Below are 16,559 nucleotides of genomic sequence, written 5' to 3' on the forward strand. Positions count from 1 at the left end.
TCTGCCGGGTTGCTCCCGACCGGGCTTACCCCGGGTAAACCAGGCCCCGACCTGCGTAGATAGTTAACAAGCACGCGTGCTTGCTTTTTTCTGGCCCGGATGTGATGCTGGGCGCTATGGGAAATCTGGCCGCGGACCCGGAGGTCATCCGGATCGGCAACTGCTCCGGGTTCTACGGTGACCGGCTCGGCGCCATGCGGGAAATGCTCGAGGGCGGGCAGCTCGACGTGCTCACCGGCGACTACCTCGCCGAACTGACCATGCTCATCCTGGGCCGGGACCGGATGAAGGATCCCGACCTCGGCTATGCCAAGACCTTCGTGCGCCAGGTGCAGGACTGCCTGGCGCTGGCGCTGGAACGCAATGTGCAGATCGTCGCCAACGCGGGCGGGCTCAATCCGGCCGGGCTGGCCGAGAAGCTGCGTAAGGTCGCCGCCGATCTCGGGCTGGACGCGAAGATCGCGCACGTCGAGGGCGATGACTTGCTGGGCCGCGCGGGCGAACTCGGACTCGGCGCGCCGCTGACCGCGAACGCCTACCTCGGCGCCTGGGGGATCGTGGAGTGCCTGAACGCGGGCGCGGACATCGTGGTCACCGGCCGGGTCACCGACGCCTCGGTGGTGGTCGGCCCCGCGGCGGCGCACTTCGGCTGGGCCCGAACCGATTACGACCCGCTGGCGGGGGCCGTGGCGGCGGGGCACGTCATCGAATGCGGCACCCAGGCCACCGGCGGCAACTTCGCCTTCTTCCAGGAGCTCGCCGATCTCGGGCGGCCCGGCTTCCCGATCGCCGAGATCCGTGCCGACGGCAGCAGCGTCATCACCAAGCACGACGGCACGGGCGGCGCGGTCACCGTGGATACGGTGCAGGCCCAGCTCATGTACGAGATCCAGGGCGCCCGGTACGCGGGGCCGGACGTCACGACGCGACTGGACAGCATCGAACTCACCCAGCAGGCCCCGGACCGGGTGCTGATCAGCGGCGTGACCGGTGAAGCTCCGCCGCCGCGGCTGAAGGTGTCGTTGAACACCCTCGGCGGCTTCCGCAACGAGATGGAATTCATCCTCACCGGGCTCGATATCGAAGCCAAAGCCCAACTGGCGCAACGACAACTGGAATCGTGGCTGACGGTGCGGCCCGCCGAGCTGGACTGGACCCTGGCGCGGCTGGACCGGCCCGACGCCGAGACCGAGGAGCAGGCCAGCGCGCTGCTGCGCTGCGTCGTGCGCGATCCGGATCCGAACAAGGTCGGGCGGGCGTTCTCCAGCGTGGCGGTCGAGCTGGCGCTGGCCAGCTATCCGGGGTGCAGCTTTACGACCTTGCCCGGCAACGGATCTCCGTACGGCGTGTATTCGCCCGGGTTCGTCGATGCCACGGCGGTGCCGCACGTCGCGGTGCTGCCGGAGGGTACCCGGGTCGACATCGCCCCGGCGACGGAAACCCTTGCGCTGGAGGAGGTTTCGGAGCCCGCCGGGCCGGAGACCTGGCCCGCCCGCGACACCCGGCGGGTGCCGCTCGGCACGATCGCGCTGGCGCGCAGCGGCGACAAGGGCGGTGACGCGAACATCGGCGTCTGGGTGCGGACCGACGACCAATGGCGCTGGCTGGTGCACACCCTGACCGTTGAGCGCGTGCGCGAACTGCTGCCCGAAACCGCCGCGTTGCCGGTGACCCGGCATGTGCTGCCGAACCTGCGCGCCGTGAACTTCATCATTTCCGGCCTGCTCGGAAAGGGCGTGGCCTACCAGGCGCGCTTCGATCCGCAGGCCAAGGGGCTCGGCGAATGGCTGCGCTCCCGTCATGTCGATATCCCCGTGGAGTTGCTGTGAGTCCTTGGAATTCACCCGAGCGCCGCGAGTTGCGCGCCACCGTACGCGGTTTCGTCGAGCGGGAGATCCTGCCGCACCTCGACGACTGGGAGCGCGCCGGCGAGATCCCGCGTGAGCTGCACAAGAAGGCCGGTGCGCTGGGCCTGCTCGGCATCCAATTCCCGGAAGCCGTCGGAGGTTCCGGCGGCGACGGCATCGACGCGATGATCGTCTGCGAGGAGATCCATCAGGCCGGCGCCTCCGGCGGTCTGTTCGCCTCGCTGTTCACCTGCGGGATCGCGGTGCCGCACATCATCGCCTCGGGCAACGCGGATCTGATCGAGCGCTTCGCCCGGCCGACGCTGGCGGGAGAGAAGATCGGGTCGCTGGCGATCACCGAGCCGGGCGGCGGTTCCGACGTCGGACATCTGACGACGACAGCGCGCCGCGACGGCGACCATTACATCGTCAACGGCGCGAAGACCTTCATCACCTCCGGCGTGCGCGCCGACTTCGTGGTTACCGCGGTCCGCACGGGCGGTCCCGGCGCGAGCGGTATCTCGCTGCTGGTGGTGGAGAAGGGTACGCCGGGCTTCACGGTCAGCCGCAAGCTGGAGAAGATGGGCTGGCTGGCCTCCGACACCGCCGAACTGTCCTACGTCGATGTCCGGGTGCCGGTGGAAAACCTGGTGGGGCCGGAGAACTCGGGCTTCTATCAGATCGCGGGCGCGTTCGTCAGCGAGCGCGTCGGCTTGGCCGTGCAGGCCTACGCGCAGGCCCAGCGCTGCCTGGATCTCACCCTGGAGTGGGTGCGCAACCGGGAAACCTTCGGCCGCCCGCTGATCAGCCGCCAAGCCGTGCAGAACACGGTCACCGAGATGCACCGCCGCACCGACGTGGCCCGCGTCTACACCCGGAATGTGGTGGAGCGCGCGGCGAACGGCGACACCGATCTGATCGCGGAGGTGTGCTTCGCCAAGAACACCGCCGTGGAGGCGGGGGAGTGGGTGGCCAATCAGGCGGTGCAGCTCTTCGGCGGCCTGGGCTACATGCGCGAATCCGAGGTGGAGCGGCAGTACCGCGACATCCGGATCATCGGCATCGGCGGCGGCACCACCGAAATTCTGACCGGATTGGCGGCGAAACGATTGGGGTACCAGTCTTGACCACACTGCGCAGCACACTCGACAGCGCGTCGCCGGAGTACGCGGCGGCCGCGACAGCCATGAGCGGCAAGCTCACCGAGATCGAAGCCGAGTTCGCCAAGGCGATCGCCGGCGGCGGCCCGGACAAGCTGGCCCGGCATCGCAAGCGCGGCAAGCTGACCGCGCGTGAACGCATCGAACTGCTCATCGACGAGGACTCGCCGTTCCTGGAACTGTGCCCGCTCGCGGCGTGGGGCAGCGATTTCCATGTCGGCGCGAGCGTCATCGCGGGCATCGGCGTGGTCGAAGGCGTCGAATGCATCATCGTGGCGCCGGATCCCACGGTCCGCGGCGGCACCTCCAATCCGTGGACGCTGCGCAAGAACCTGCGCATCAACGACATCGCGATGGAGAACCGGCTGCCGGTGATCGGCCTGGTCGAGTCCGGCGGCGCCGACTTGCCCACGCAGAAGGAAGTCTTCGTGCCCGGCGGGCGCATGTTCCGGGATCTGACCCGGCTCTCCGCCGCCGGAATCCCCACCATCGCACTGGTTTTCGGCAACTCGACGGCGGGCGGCGCCTACATCCCCGGCATGTCCGACTACACGGTGATGATCAAGGAGCGCTCCAAGGTGTTCCTGGGCGGTCCGCCGCTGGTCAAGATGGCCACCGGTGAGGAATCCGACGACGAATCCCTCGGCGGCGCGGACATGCACGCCCGGGTGTCCGGCCTGGCCGACTACCTGGCCGCCGACGAGCAGGACGCGATCCGCCTCGGCCGCTCCATTATCAAGCGGCTGAACTGGGAGAAGAAGGGCCCGGCCGCGCGCGCGGAGGTCATCGAGCCGCTGTTCGACGCCGAGGAACTGCTCGGCATCGTGCCCTCGGATCTGAAGATCCCGTTCGACCCGCGCGAGGTCATCGCCCGCGTGGTCGACGGCTCGGATTTCGACGAGTTCAAGCCGCTCTACGGCAGCAGCCTGGTCACCGGCTGGGCGGAGCTGCACGGCTATCCGGTCGGCATCCTCGCCAACGCTCGCGGCGTGCTGTTCTCCGAGGAATCGCAGAAGGCGACCCAGTTCATCCAGCTGGCGAACCAGAAGAACACGCCCCTGCTGTTCCTGCACAACACCACCGGCTACATGGTCGGCAAGGAGTTCGAGCAGAAGGGCATCATCAAGCACGGCGCGATGATGATCAACGCGGTCTCCAATTCGAAGGTGCCGCACATCTCGCTGCTGATGGGGGCCTCCTACGGGGCCGGGCACTACGGCATGTGCGGGCGCGCCTACGACCCGCGCTTCGTCTTCGCCTGGCCCAGTGCGAAATCCGCCGTCATGGGCGGCGCGCAGCTGGCCGGTGTCATCTCCATCGTGGGCCGTGCCGCGGCCGAGGCCAAGGGCATGCCGTTCAACGAGGAGGCCGACGCCGGGATGCGCGCCATGGTGGAAGCGCAGATCGAGGCCGAGTCGCTGCCGATGTTCATGTCCGGCCGGCTCTACGACGACGGCGTGATCGATCCGCGCGATACCCGCACGGTGTTGGGAATGGCGTTGTCCGCCATCCACAATGCCCCGATCAAGGGCGCCGAGGGCTTCGGCGTCTTCCGGATGTGAGGCCGCCAATGGTTATGAATGTTCTGGTTGCCAATCGGGGTGAGATCGCCCGGCGTGTGTTCGCCACCTGTCGCCGGATGGGGCTCGGCACCGTCGCCGTGTACTCCGATGCCGACGCGGCCGCGCCGCATGTCGCCGAAGCCGATGCGGCAGTGCGGCTTCCGGGTAATACGCCCGCCGAGACCTATCTGCGCGGCGAGCTGATCATCGAGGCCGCGCTGGCCGCGGGGGCCGACGCGATTCATCCCGGCTACGGATTCCTCTCGGAGAACGCCGATTTCGCGAAGTCCGTGCAGGCCGCGGGCCTGGTCTGGATCGGCCCGCCGGTCGAGGCGATCGAGCAGATGGGCTCCAAGGTCGCGTCCAAGAAGCTGATGGACGCCGCCGGGGTCCCGGTGCTGGCCGAACTGGATCCCGCCGAGGTCACCGACGCGCACCTGCCGGTGCTGATCAAGGCGTCCGCCGGTGGCGGCGGGCGTGGCATGCGGGTGGTGCGCGAACTCGCCGACCTGCGCCCGCAGCTCGAGGCGGCCCGGCGCGAAGCCGAGTCCGCCTTCGGCGATCCGACCGTCTTCTGCGAGCGCTACCTGGAGACCGGGCGGCATATCGAGGTCCAGGTGCTGGCCGACGAGCACGGCACCATCTGGGCGGTGGGCGAGCGGGAATGCTCCATCCAGCGCCGCCATCAGAAGGTCGTCGAGGAAGCGCCTTCGCCGCTGGTGCAACGGATTCCGGGCATGCGCAAGCGCCTGTTCGAGGCGGCGCGGCTGGCGGCCGGCGCGATCGACTACACGGGCGCGGGCACGGTGGAATTCCTGGCCGACGAGGCCGGCGAGTTCTTCTTCCTGGAGATGAACACCCGGCTGCAAGTGGAGCACCCGGTCACCGAGTGCACCACCGGCCTGGACCTGGTCCGGCTGCAACTCGATATCGCCGCGGGCGGCCAGCTCGCCGCCGAACCGCCGGTCATGCGGGGGCACTCGATCGAGGTCCGGCTCTATGCCGAGGATCCGGCGCAGGACTGGCAGCCGCAGAGCGGCCCGGTGCACCGGCTGGATATCCCGCTGGTCGCCACCGAATTCGACCTGCTGGACCGGCCGGGCGTGCGCTTGGACACCGGCGTGGTCGACGGCTCGGTGGTCGGCGTGCACTACGACCCGATGCTGGCCAAGGTCATCTCCTACGGCGAAACCCGCGGCGAGGCCGCGCGAGTGCTGGCCGCCGCGTTGCAGCGCGCGGAGATCCACGGTCTGGTGACCAACCGCGATCTGCTGGTGCGGGTGTTGCGGCACCCGGCCTTCCTGGCCGGTGACACCGACACCGCCTTCTTCGCCACGCACGGGCTGGACACGCTCGCAGCGCCGTTGGCGTCCGAGGCGGACGAGGCGTTGTCCATCGTGGCCGCCGCCCTCGCCGACGCCGCCGCGAACCGCACGGCCGCGAAGGTCGCGGGCGGGCTGCCCAGCGGCTGGCGCAACCTGCCCGCGCAGCCGCAGCGCAAGTCCTACGAGAGCCGGGTCAGCGGCGTCCACGAGGTCGGCTACCGGTTCGGCCGCAATGCGGTCACGGTCGAGGGCCACGACGGGCTCGCCGTGCTCGAGGCCACCCCGGATCGGGTCGTGCTGGCCGTTCCCGGCGAACGCGGCGCGGTGCGCAGGCAATTCGATATCGCCCGCTACGACGACCTGGTGTGCGTCGATTCGCCGCTGGGCCCGGTCGCCGTGCGCCGGCTGCCGCGGTTCAGCGACCCGGCCGACCAGGTCGCCACCGGCTCGCTGCTCGCACCCATGCCGGGCAGCGTGATCCGGCTCGGCGCCGAAGCCGGCAGCCCGGTCACCCAGGGGCAGCCGATCCTGTGGCTGGAGGCGATGAAGATGGAGCACACCATCGCCGCCCCGGCCGACGGCGTGCTCACCGCCCTCAATGTCACCGTCGGCCAGCAGGTCGACGTCGGAGCCGTGCTCGCGGTGGTCGAGCCCGCGGAAGCAGAAGTCGAGGAGTAGCAATGAGTTTCATCGAAACCGAAGAGCAGAAGGCGCTGCGCGGCGCGGTGGCCGCCCTGGCCGCCAAGTTCAACTACCGCGACTACGTGCTGCCCAAGGCCCGCAAGGGCGAGCCGCTCGACGAATTGTGGGACGAGGCCGGCAAGCTCGGCTTCCTGGGCGTTAACCTGCCCGAGGAGTACGGCGGCGGTGGCGCGGGCATGTACGAACTGGCGCTGGTGCAGGAGGAACTCTCCGCCCAGGGCGCGGGCCTGCTGCTGATGGTGGTGTCCCCGGCCATCTGCGGCACCATCATCACCAAGTACGGCACCGATGAGCAGAAGTCGCACTGGCTGCCCAAGCTCGCCGACGGCACCGGCAAGATGGTCTTCGGCATCACCGAACCCGACGCCGGCTCCAACTCGCACCAGATCACCACCACCGCGCGCCGTGACGGCGACGACTGGATCCTCAACGGCCGCAAGATCTTCATCTCCGGCGTGGACCAGGCCGAGGCGGTGCTGATCGTCGGCCGCACCGAGGATCACAAGTCCGGCAAGCTCAAGCCCGCCTTGTTCATTGTGCCGACCGATGCCGAGGGCTTCCAGAAGACCGCCCAGGAAATGGACATCATCGAGCCGGATCACCAGTTCACCCTGTTCCTCGACGATGTCCGGCTGCCCGCGTCCGCCCTGGTGGGTTCCGAGGACGCCGCGCTCATGCAGCTGTTCGCCGGCCTCAACCCGGAGCGCATCATGGGCGCCGCCATGGCCGTCGGCGGCGCGCGCTACGCCATCGATCGCGCGGTGGAGTACGCCAAGGAGCGCACCGTCTGGAAGACGCCGATCGGTGCGCACCAAGGCATTTCGCATCCGCTGGCCCAGGTGAAGGTCGAACTGGAACTGGCCAAACTGATGATGCAGAAGGCCGCCACCCTCTACGACGCGGGCGACGAGATGGGCGCCGCCGAAGCCGCGAACATGGCGAAATACGCCGCGGCCGAGGCGAATATCAAGGCGCTCGATCAAGCCATCCAGACCCACGGCGGCGCGGGACTGACCCGCGAGGTGGGCTTGGCCGCCATGCTCGCCGCCGCCCGCATCGGCCGGATCGCTCCGGTCAGCCGGGAAATGGTGCTCAACTTCGTCGCCCAGTTCTCGCTGGGCCTGCCGAAGTCCTACTGAGGAGACGCGATGAGTGACACCGCACCCTACGTGCGTTATGAGCTGCGCGATGGTTTCGCGGTGCTCACCCTGGACTCGCCGCACAACCGCAACGCCCTGTCTTCCCGGCTGGTCGCCGAGCTGCTGCAAGGCTTGGATCGAGCCTGGGAAGACCCGGCGGTGCGCGGCATCGTCCTCGCGCACACCGGCAACACCTTCTGCGCGGGCGCCGATCTCAGCGAGGCCGCCAACGCGGACCCGGCCGTGGCCGCGGACGAACGCACCCGCGTCATGATCGGCGTGCTGCGCCGTCTGGTGGAGATCCCGAAGCCGGTGATCGCGCAGATCGACGGCAATGTCCGGGCCGGCGGCATGGGCATCATCGCCGCCTGTGACCTCGTCGTCGCCGGTCCGGGCAGCTCGTTCGCGCTCACCGAGGTGCGAATCGGGCTGGCGCCCTTCATGATCTCGCTGACCCTGCTACCGCGCCTGGACCCGCGCGCGGCCAGCCGGTACTACCTCACCGGCGAGAAGTTCGACGCCGGGACCGCCCAGGAGATCGGGCTCGTCACGGTCACCGCCGAGGATCCGGCCGCCGAGGTCGCGCGCCTGTGCGGTGAGCTGCGCAAGGGTTCGCCGCAGGGCTTGGCCGAGGCCAAGAACCTGGTCAACGGCGGCATCCTGGCGGCGTTCGACGACTCCGCCGAGGAGCTGGCCAAGCGGTCGGCGAGCTTCTTCGGCACCCCCGAGGTGCAGGAGGGCATGCTGGCCTTCCTGCAGCGTCGGCCACCGAGCTGGGCACAATAAGCCCATGGCGACACCCCACGAACCGAAGCAGGACCGCAGCCGGGCCACCCGGCAGCGGCTGCTCGAGGCGACCATCGACTGCCTGGCCGAACGCGGCTGGGCAGCCGCCACCGTGTCGGTGGTCGCCGAGCGGGCCGGGGTGTCGCGCGGTGCGGCCCAGCATCATTTCCCGACCCGGGAAGACCTGATCACCGCGGCGCTGGAGTACATGTTCGACACCCGGATGGCCCAGTCGCAGTCCGAGGCGGTCGCGCTGGCCGAGGTCGCCGAGGGCCTGACCCGCACCCAGGCCGTGGTGGCCGGGCTGGTCGAGTCCTACACCACCACCCTGTTCAAAGCGGCGCTACAGGTGTGGACCCATGCCGCCGCGGACCCGGTGCTGCGGGAGCGAATCGTCCCGCTGGAAGCCAAGTTCGGCCGGATCGCGCATCGCCGCGCGGTGGCGGCGCTCGGGGTCGACGATTCCGATCCCGTGGCGCACCACCTGGTGCAGGCCACCCTCGACCTGGCCCGCGGCCTCGGCCTGGCCGACGTCCTCACCGACGATTCCGCGCGCCGCAAGCAGATCGTCGACCAGTGGTCGATCACCCTGCACTCCGCGCTGACCGCCTGACCAGCGTTTTCATCCGAGATGTCACACTCCTGAGCCCGGCTTCGTCTCCTCTGTGAACGCGGAAGAACACCGCGAAAGCCGGACAGAGGAGCAGAACATGTCGAACACGAAGAAGATCGCGGTGGCCGGAGCGACCGGACGACTGGGCCGCCACGTGGTGGATGTGCTGATCGAGCAGGGCCACGAGGTGGTCGCGTTCTCCCGGGCCGACGGCATCGACATCGAAACCGGTGCGGGCCTGGCCGAGGCCCTCGGCGGCGTGCAGGTCGTGATCGACGCCTCCAGCACCCCGTCCGCCGACAAGGACATCGCCACCGAGTTCTTCACGTTCTCCGCGAAGAACCTGCACGCGGCGGGGCAGCAGGCGGGCGTCGAGAAGCTGGTCGCGGTCTCCATCATCGGCATCGACCACGCCACCGGCGGCTACAACGCCGCCAAGCTGGTGCACGAGCAGGTGCTGCGGGACGGCCCGCTGCCGGTGCAGATCCTGCGCGCCGCGCAGTTCCACGAGCTGGTCGAGGTGATGCTCGGCTGGGGCACTCAGGGCGAGGTGGCCCGCCTGCCGAAGATGCGGACCCAGCTGGTCGCCGCCCGCACGGTCGCCGAAGCCCTGGTCGAGCTGGCCGTGAATCCGGCCCCGGCCGGTGCCGAGGGCCCGCTGCCCGAAATCGCCGGGCCGCGGCCGGAAACCATGGCGGGCGCCGCCGCGCTGCTCGCGGCCGAGCGCGGCCTCGAGGTCACGGTCGAAGAGGTCAGCGACCCGGCCAACCCGGACCGCGAGCAGTTCGAGGACGGCACGCTGCTGGCCGCGCCGCACGCCACCCTGGGCGGCCCCACCTTCGCGGAATGGCTTGCCGCCAAATAAGTTCCGCTCAGCAGCCCTGCGGCGCCTGACCGGCGTCGAGGGCGTACCAGGTCGAGCCGACCATGAAGCCGACCACGCCGCCGAGGATCGCGCCGGGAATGGCGCCGAACAAGAAGATGGGCAGGCCCACGATCGCGCCGATCGTGGTGCCGAGCACGGCGGCGATCGCCGAGCGGAGCTCGATGCTGTCACCGGGAGCCATGCAGGCCGCGACGGGCGTCGCCACCGGCGGCGCCGGTTCGGCCGCGACGACGGGCACGGGCGCGGGAGCGGCGGCGGCGACACCCCCGAATCCGACGATGAGCAGCACGGCGACAACGGCGCCGAGCACAGTGCAGGCCAATCTCTTGATCGTGTTCACGCAGGTTCCTGCTCGTTCGAAAGTGATTGCGCCACCGGGAATTCAGGCGCTGGAACATCTTTACCCAAAACCAGCCCGGTTCTCACGTAATCGGCGAATCGCATTACCGCATAGCGAGTCTCGCACTAATCCGACGGATGCTTGGCCGGTTTCACGTGCGAGAACCAAGCCGCCGCTTCGGCTTCCGGCAGCACCTGCTCGAAAGTGAGGTCGCCCGGCAGGTACGGGAAATACCGGCCGGCCGGCCAGTTCCGCTGATACGGCTCCGGATCGAGGACCAGCAGCCGGACGCCGTCCACCACCGGGATGTCCCAGGGCGTCCCCTCGTTCCAGATCCAGTCCCCGTCCGGCGCGACGAGGTTGAACGATCCCTTGGTGAGCACCATGCCCTCGGCATCGCGGCAGGCGGCCACCGCGTCGGCGGCCGGCGCCTCGCCCGCGACGTGCCCGCCGCCGATGAGCGCGTCGGCGAGCAGGGTGTGCAGCTGAAAATTGTCGCCGAGACCCGACATGCGGAAGCGGTAGCCCGTCCCGCTGTCCCGATGCAGGACCAGCAGGGGTTCGTCCTCGAAGACCTTCAGGAGGTAGTCGAACTCCTTGCTCCAGTGGTCGCCGGACTGCTCGGCGAACGCGTCGTGGCGTTGCCGCAGCATTTCGCGGATCGGCCCCAGGCGCTTGCGCACCGCGGGCCGCTGCAACATCGCCAGCGCCGCCATCCGCCACGAGGGGAGGGACCACCAGGCCACGACGTCGCTCTCGCCGAACAGCTCGAACAACTCCGGGATCAGCGGGTCCTGCTCCGGGTGCGGCATGTCGGTGCCGTCCATGACCTCCGGCCACCGCTGTGCGAATTTCCGCGCGCCCTCCAGGCTCTGGGCGAGGTTCGCGAGGATGCGCGGCGCGCACGGCACCGGATCCGCGCCGGATTCCACGCACGCGCCGATGATGACCGCCACATGGCCGCGGGCCACGGCGGGCACGTCGTTGAGGAAGCCGGCCAGCGCCGGCCCGGCCAGCGCGTATTCCTCGGGTGTCGCCGCGCCGAAGCGCGCTCGCAGTTCGATGTCGGCGCGCTGCATGTCCTCGGGGTCACCGCCCCGCACGGCCAGCTCGAAATTGCTTAGTGCCGTGTGGAATTCGTCCCGCACCCCGTTCACCCGCGTCACCCTAACGGCCGGGGCGGGGCCTGTCGAGCCGTGCACCGGGCCCGCCGGAGCCGGTGCACAGCCCGAGCGTTCAGCGTGGTGCGGTCAGGTCGTAGAGCGTCACGCCGTCGACCTCGGTGGCGGTGAAATGCTCCTGGACCCACTGCGTGATCTGTGCGGCAGCGCCGTCGCCGGCCCCGCGACCATCGCCGCCGATGAAGTAGTGGATCTTCCCTTGGGCCACATACTCCGTGAACTGTTCCAGGGTCGGTGCGGGATCGCTGCCATTGAAGCCGCCGATCGGCATCACCGGCAGTTCGGTGGCCAGCTGGAAGCCCGCGGCGGTCTGCGAACCGATGGTCGCCGCCACCCAGGTGTAGTCACCGCTGTCGCGTTCCAGCAGCGCGGTTACCTGGGTGCTGGGAGTTGCCGCGTCGAGAAGGCCGCTAGGACCGCCCTTTCGTCCGTCGGTTTGCCCATTCGCCCGACCGGCGGCCTGGCCATCGGCCCGTCCGGCGGCTTGTCCGTCCGCACGGCCGTCGGCCTGCCCATCGGGTCCGTCGATCCGTACGGCATTGCCCGGCCCCCTCGCGGGGGCGCCCTCCGGCCCGCCCAGCATCCGCATGCCGCCGGTGTCCGGGCCCGCGGTCGGAATCGAACCCTGATGTGCGGACGCGATCGTGTCGACGCTGTAGGCGACCGGGCCGGACAGCCCGACGAACGCCGCCGCCAGCATCGTCGCCGCCGCGAGCTTGCGCGGCGCGGGGAACACCACGGCGAGCGTGGCGAGGATGCCGACCCCCAGCACCGCCCAGCGCAGCCAGGGCACAAAGCTCGCACTGCGCGAGAGCAGCACCCAGGCCGTCGCCGTGGTGAGGCCGAGGGCGAGGGCCAGCGTGAGCCGGACCCAGAGCCGGTCGCGCGCCTGCCACAGCTGCACTGCGCCCGCCCCGACCAGTGCGGCGATCGCGGGCGCCAGTGCCACCGTGTAGTACTGGTGGAAGATGCCCGCCATGTAGCTGAACACCAGCCCGGTCACCAAGAGCCAACCGCCCCAGAGGATCAGCGCGGCACGGCGCGGATCGGTCCGGGCGACCTTGCCGCGCAGCAGCATTCCCGCGATCAGCCCGACCAGGGCGGCCGGGATCAACCACGCGATCTGCCCGCCCTGCGCGGCGTCGAACATCCGGCCGATGCCGGTGCTGCCCCACATGCCGTTGCCGCCGGGCGGCAGCTCCGCGCCGCCACCGCCGACGCTGCCGGTCTCGTTGCCGTTCAACCGGCCGAGCCCGTTGTAGCCGAGGGTCAGTTCCAGGATCGAATTATTCTGCGAGCCGCCGATCCACGGCCGCGATGACTCAGGCCACAGCTCGACTGCCAGCAGCCACCACCCGGCCGCCACGACCATGGACGCGCCGGCGGCCAGCAACTGCCAGATCCGTTTGCCCAGTTTCGGCGGCCCCGCGATCAGGTAGGCGAGCGCCAGCGCGGGCACGACCAGCAACACCTGCAACTGCTTGGTGAGGAACCCGAATCCGATGAACGCACCGGTCAGCACCAGCCAGCGGGTGCGCCCGTTCTCGATCGCGCGGGTCATCGCCCAGGCCGCGCCGATCATCAGGAACACCAGCAGCGCGTCCGGGTTGTTGAACCGGAACATCAGCGCGGCAACCGGAGTCACCGCGAGCACGAGACCCGCCAGCAGGCCGGCCGTGGGTCCGAACGGCCTGCGCACGGTCGCCCACAGCAGCGCCACCGAGGCGACGCCCAGCAGTACCTCGGGCACCAGGATGCTCCAGCTGTTCAGCCCGAACGCCCGTACCGACAATTCCATCAGCCACAGCGACGCCGGCGGTTTGTCCACCGTGATCGAATTCGCGGCATCGGAGGACCCGAAGAAGAAGGCTTCCCAGGATTCCGAACCGGCCTGTACCGCGGCCGAATAGAAGGAATTGGCCCAGCCGTTGGCATCGAGATTGCACAGATAGCCGATCAGCGTGGTGAGCAAGAGTGCAACCAATGCCGGGAGTTCCCAGCGGAATCCACGCTCGCGCTGCGGCGCCGCAGGCCGCGCCGGTGCCGGGTTCAGTGTCGCAGTCACAGTTCACCAGCCTTGACCAGGCGTTCTTGCGCTTCGAATCGCTCCGGACCGCCGCTGTCACGGAATACCCAGCGCAAACCGACGAAGCGAATCAAGGTTGCCAGCAGGTTGGCCGCGACCAAGACGAAAAGCTCCACCTGAATCGGCGCCCCCGCGGCCCAGTGGTGCAGCGCGAAAAGCGACCCACTGGTCAGCGCGAGTCCGACGCCGAAAATGGCCAGGCCCTGGAATTGGTGGGACACGACGCCATTCGATCCGCGCACGCCGAAGGTGAAGGCACGATTGGCGGCGGTATTGCCGACCGCGGTGATCAGCAGGGCGGAGAAGTTGGCGAGCTGCGGGCCGGCAATCGGTTGCAGTGCGAGATAGAGCAGCAGATAAGCCAGGGTGCTGAGCACTCCGACCAGGGCGAAGCGCACCAGCTGGCCGATCATGCCCAGGGGCACGCCGGGCACCAGCGGCTCGCGGCCGACCGACCGGCGCAACTCCTCCAGCGGTAGCGCGCCGGTGGTCAGCGCCCGGGTCAAGCGCCCGATGCCGCGCAGGTCTTTGCGCGCGGTGTCGAGGATGTCGACCCGGCTGTCCGGATCGTCGATCCAGTCGACCGGCACTTCGTGGATCCGTAGCCCCGCCCGCTCGGCCAGGATCAGCAATTCGGTGTCGAAGAACCACTCACCGTCGCGCACCAGCGGCAACAACTTGCGCGCCACGTCGGCGCGAATCGCCTTGAAACCGCACTGTGCGTCCGAAAAGCCAGCTCGCAGAGTAGTTTTCAGCAGCAGATTGTAGGAGCGGGAGATGAGCTCCCGTTTGGGCCCGCGGACCACCCGCGCCGCCGAACTCAGGCGGGTCCCGATCGCGAGATCGGAATGCCCGGAGACCAGCGGCGCGACCAAGGGGAGTAGTGCGTTCAAGTCGGTGGACAGGTCGACATCCATGTACGCGACGACCGCCGCGTCGGAGCCCTCCCACGCGGCGCGCAGCGCTCGGCCGCGCCCCTTGGCGTCGAGGTGGACGACGCGCACGTCGTCCAGTTCACGTTCGAGTAGCCGGGCCACCTGGAGCGTGGCGTCGGTACTGGCGTTGTCGGCGATGGTGATCCGGGCCGGGAACGGAAAACCGGCGGCCAGGTGCGCGTGCAGTCGGCGCACGCACACCCCTAGATCGGTCTCTTCGTTGTAGACGGGGATCACGACATCCAGCACGGGCCTGATCGCCGTCGGCCCCGCGGGTCGCGGGGCAGTCGCGGTTTCGCGAGTGGGCACTGTGGTCATGACGACCACGGTCGCCGACCTCGCTGGAGCCCGGCTGGGTCTCAGCTGTGAGGTCGCTGCGACCCCTGCGCGACTAGCTCAACCGGCGAATCCGCAGGACGGTGTCGGTGCGTACGCCGGTGGTCCCGTCCGGTGCGGTCCACTCCCGCGCGACCTCGTCCTTGGTTTCCACCTGCCATTCGCCCGGCACCTCGGCGATCGCGTCGAGCATCTCGTCGAGAGTCGGAAAGTGCACGTCGGGGTGGTGGTCGTGCTGCTGGTTCGACGCCCAGCCGGCGTGGCTGCCGATCAGCAGCACCCCGCCCGGCGCGACCGCCTCGGCGGCGGCCCGGCGCAGGATGTCGTTGCGTTCCCCGTCCGCTTCGACCGGCGAATGCAGGAACTGCGCGGACACCAGGTCGAAGGCGCCCTCCGGAAACGACTGCGTCAGGTCATGTTTCGTCCAGGTGATGCGATCGCCGACGCCCGCCGCCTCGGCGTGACCGGCGGCGCGCCCGAGCGCGGTCGCGGAGATGTCGGCGGCGGTGACGGTCCAGCCGCGCTGGGCCAGCCAGATCGCGTCGCCGCCCTCGCCGGAACCGAGATCCAGCGCGGTGCCCGGGGTGAGATCGGCGGCCTCACGCACCAGCAACGGGTTCGGGTTGCCGGTCCAGATCTGGTCGCGCTCCTGGTAGAAGGCTTCCCAGAAATCCTGCGCGGACTGGGGCGCAGTGCTGTCGGTCATGCGGGTCTCCTATCACCGGGTGGCGTCACGTGCCCGGCCATGGTGCGCCCGAACCGCACCACCGCGCCACTTTCCTTGCCGTTTCGGCAACACGGTTCCGGGCCGCGCCCAGCAGGCCGCCCAGCGCCGAGCCCCTGGTTGGTACGGTCGGATTCGTGAGACACGGCGGGCAGCAGCGCAGCGATCGGGCGATCGGTACCGCCTCGGCGGGGCCCAAGCGCGTCGACGCCCGGACCGAGCGGTGGCGCGCGCATCGGCTCGAGGTGCGCGCCGAGTTCGTGGACGCGGCCTTCCGGGCCCTCGGCAAGTTCGGGCCCGAGGTCAGCATGGGCGATATCGCCAAGGAGGCCGGTGCGGCGAAACCCAAGCTGTACCGGCATTTCGAGGACAAGACCGACCTCTACAACGCGATTGTCGACCGGGTCCGCGACATGCTGTGGGACCGGATCGTCGCCGGTGTCGACCTCACCCACGATTCGGTGCGCGACCTGGTGCGCCGCGGCGCCGCCGACTACGTGCTGGTGGTGACCGAGCACCCCAACGTCTTCCGGTTCATGCTGCACAGCCATTTCACCCAGCAGGCCGACGAATCCGAGCGGGCGCTGCAATCGGCGCGGCAGTCGGCCCGGCGTGCGGCCGAGATGTTCGCGGGCCTGCTCGACCACCGGATCGATGTGGACAGCATCGAACTGGTCACCTATTCGATCTTCGGCGCCGTCGCCTCGGCCACGGACTGGTGGATCGGCGCGAACCGCCGCCAGGATCCCGCCCTGCCTGTGGAGAAGTTCGTCGCCTACCTCGCCGAGAGCATCTCCGCCCTCGCCGAGGCCAACGCGCGCCTCAACGGCATCACGATCGATGCCGACCAACCCCTGCACCAAGCCTTCTCGGCCGAGTAACTCAACACCGCACTGCCGCAAGCCCTTCGGACCACGCTGTCCGAGTCGATGCCGCT

14 protein-coding genes are annotated in these 16,559 nt (G+C 69.4%); 9 read left to right on the forward strand and 5 right to left on the reverse strand.

Annotated elements, in window-relative coordinates; translation table 11 throughout:
- The first annotated feature begins 116 nt into the window (after positions 1-116).
- The 8 genes from AB0M14_RS19295 (at position 117) to AB0M14_RS19330 (ending at position 9,999) form a co-directional block, all read left to right on the forward strand.
- Positions 117-1,829, forward strand: coding sequence for an acyclic terpene utilization AtuA family protein (locus tag AB0M14_RS19295; protein WP_364996689.1), 1,713 nt, complete (start codon positions 117-119; stop codon positions 1,827-1,829).
- The gene (locus tag AB0M14_RS19300; RefSeq protein ID WP_364996692.1) at positions 1,826-2,974 is read left to right on the forward strand and encodes an acyl-CoA dehydrogenase family protein; all 1,149 of its coding nucleotides are present in this window, start codon (positions 1,826-1,828) and stop codon (positions 2,972-2,974) included. Before AB0M14_RS19295 ends, AB0M14_RS19300 begins: the two co-directional genes overlap by 4 nt.
- A complete protein-coding gene (locus AB0M14_RS19305) occupies positions 2,971-4,569 on the forward strand; it encodes a carboxyl transferase domain-containing protein (protein WP_364996695.1) in 1,599 nt (532 codons plus the stop codon). The genes AB0M14_RS19300 and AB0M14_RS19305 overlap by 4 nt, the downstream gene beginning before the upstream one ends.
- An 8-nt stretch (positions 4,570-4,577) precedes the next feature.
- On the forward strand, positions 4,578-6,572 hold the full coding sequence (locus AB0M14_RS19310) for a biotin carboxylase N-terminal domain-containing protein (RefSeq protein WP_364996697.1): 1,995 nt from the start codon (positions 4,578-4,580) through the stop codon (positions 6,570-6,572).
- 2 nt (positions 6,573-6,574) lie between these two features.
- On the forward strand, positions 6,575-7,735 hold the full coding sequence (locus tag AB0M14_RS19315; protein ID WP_364996699.1) for an acyl-CoA dehydrogenase family protein: 1,161 nt from the start codon (positions 6,575-6,577) through the stop codon (positions 7,733-7,735).
- A gap of 9 nt (positions 7,736-7,744) precedes the next feature.
- On the forward strand, positions 7,745-8,521 hold the full coding sequence (locus AB0M14_RS19320; RefSeq protein WP_364996702.1) for an enoyl-CoA hydratase family protein: 777 nt from the start codon (positions 7,745-7,747) through the stop codon (positions 8,519-8,521).
- Positions 8,522-8,525: 4 nt separating this feature from the next.
- The gene (locus tag AB0M14_RS19325) at positions 8,526-9,134 is read left to right on the forward strand and encodes a TetR/AcrR family transcriptional regulator (protein WP_364996705.1); all 609 of its coding nucleotides are present in this window, start codon (positions 8,526-8,528) and stop codon (positions 9,132-9,134) included.
- A 97-nt stretch (positions 9,135-9,231) separates the two neighbouring features.
- Positions 9,232-9,999, forward strand: a complete 768-nt coding sequence (locus AB0M14_RS19330; protein WP_364996708.1) for an NAD(P)H-binding protein — start codon at positions 9,232-9,234, stop codon at positions 9,997-9,999.
- A 7-nt stretch (positions 10,000-10,006) separates the two neighbouring features.
- Here AB0M14_RS19330 and AB0M14_RS19335 read toward each other — a convergent pair whose 3' ends face one another.
- From AB0M14_RS19335 to AB0M14_RS19355, 5 genes are all read right to left on the reverse strand, one after another.
- A complete protein-coding gene (locus AB0M14_RS19335) occupies positions 10,007-10,360 on the reverse strand; it encodes a hypothetical protein (protein WP_364996715.1) in 354 nt (117 codons plus the stop codon).
- Between the two features lie 125 nt (positions 10,361-10,485).
- The gene (locus tag AB0M14_RS19340; RefSeq protein WP_364996717.1) at positions 10,486-11,517 is read right to left on the reverse strand and encodes a hypothetical protein; all 1,032 of its coding nucleotides are present in this window, start codon (positions 11,515-11,517) and stop codon (positions 10,486-10,488) included.
- Between the two features lie 79 nt (positions 11,518-11,596).
- Positions 11,597-13,606 carry a glycosyltransferase family 39 protein gene (locus tag AB0M14_RS19345; protein WP_364996720.1) on the reverse strand — a complete coding sequence of 670 codons (2,010 nt, stop codon included), beginning with the start codon at positions 13,604-13,606 and terminating at the stop codon, positions 11,597-11,599.
- Positions 13,603-14,880, reverse strand: coding sequence for a bifunctional glycosyltransferase family 2/GtrA family protein (locus tag AB0M14_RS19350; RefSeq protein WP_364996722.1), 1,278 nt, complete (start codon positions 14,878-14,880; stop codon positions 13,603-13,605). The genes AB0M14_RS19345 and AB0M14_RS19350 overlap by 4 nt, the downstream gene beginning before the upstream one ends.
- Positions 14,881-14,953: 73 nt before the next feature.
- Positions 14,954-15,604 carry a class I SAM-dependent methyltransferase gene (locus AB0M14_RS19355; protein WP_364996725.1) on the reverse strand — a complete coding sequence of 217 codons (651 nt, stop codon included), beginning with the start codon at positions 15,602-15,604 and terminating at the stop codon, positions 14,954-14,956.
- A 155-nt stretch (positions 15,605-15,759) separates the two neighbouring features.
- On the opposite strand from AB0M14_RS19355, the gene AB0M14_RS19360 reads away from it, so the two are divergent.
- Positions 15,760-16,503 carry a TetR/AcrR family transcriptional regulator gene (locus AB0M14_RS19360; protein WP_364996727.1) on the forward strand — a complete coding sequence of 248 codons (744 nt, stop codon included), beginning with the start codon at positions 15,760-15,762 and terminating at the stop codon, positions 16,501-16,503.
- Positions 16,504-16,559 lie beyond the last annotated feature (56 nt).

The organism is Nocardia sp. NPDC051832, assembly GCF_040681285.1.
In the GTDB taxonomy this organism is placed as follows: domain Bacteria; phylum Actinomycetota; class Actinomycetes; order Mycobacteriales; family Mycobacteriaceae; genus Nocardia.

What these genes read in the sequence shown, in the direction of transcription:
- AB0M14_RS19320 (WP_364996702.1), top strand. Translation starts at nt 7,745, where the DNA reads ATGAGTGACACCGCACCCTACGTGCGTTATGAGCTGCGCGATGGTTTC.
- AB0M14_RS19310 (WP_364996697.1), top strand. Translation starts at nt 4,578, where the DNA reads ATGGTTATGAATGTTCTGGTTGCCAATCGGGGTGAGATCGCCCGGCGT.
- AB0M14_RS19330 (WP_364996708.1), top strand. Translation starts at nt 9,232, where the DNA reads ATGTCGAACACGAAGAAGATCGCGGTGGCCGGAGCGACCGGACGACTG.
- AB0M14_RS19325 (WP_364996705.1), top strand. Translation starts at nt 8,526, where the DNA reads ATGGCGACACCCCACGAACCGAAGCAGGACCGCAGCCGGGCCACCCGG.
- AB0M14_RS19355 (WP_364996725.1), bottom strand. Translation starts at nt 15,604, where the DNA reads ATGACCGACAGCACTGCGCCCCAGTCCGCGCAGGATTTCTGGGAAGCC.
- AB0M14_RS19295 (WP_364996689.1), top strand. Translation starts at nt 117, where the DNA reads ATGGGAAATCTGGCCGCGGACCCGGAGGTCATCCGGATCGGCAACTGC.
- AB0M14_RS19350 (WP_364996722.1), bottom strand. Translation starts at nt 14,880, where the DNA reads ATGACCACAGTGCCCACTCGCGAAACCGCGACTGCCCCGCGACCCGCG.
- AB0M14_RS19315 (WP_364996699.1), top strand. Translation starts at nt 6,575, where the DNA reads ATGAGTTTCATCGAAACCGAAGAGCAGAAGGCGCTGCGCGGCGCGGTG.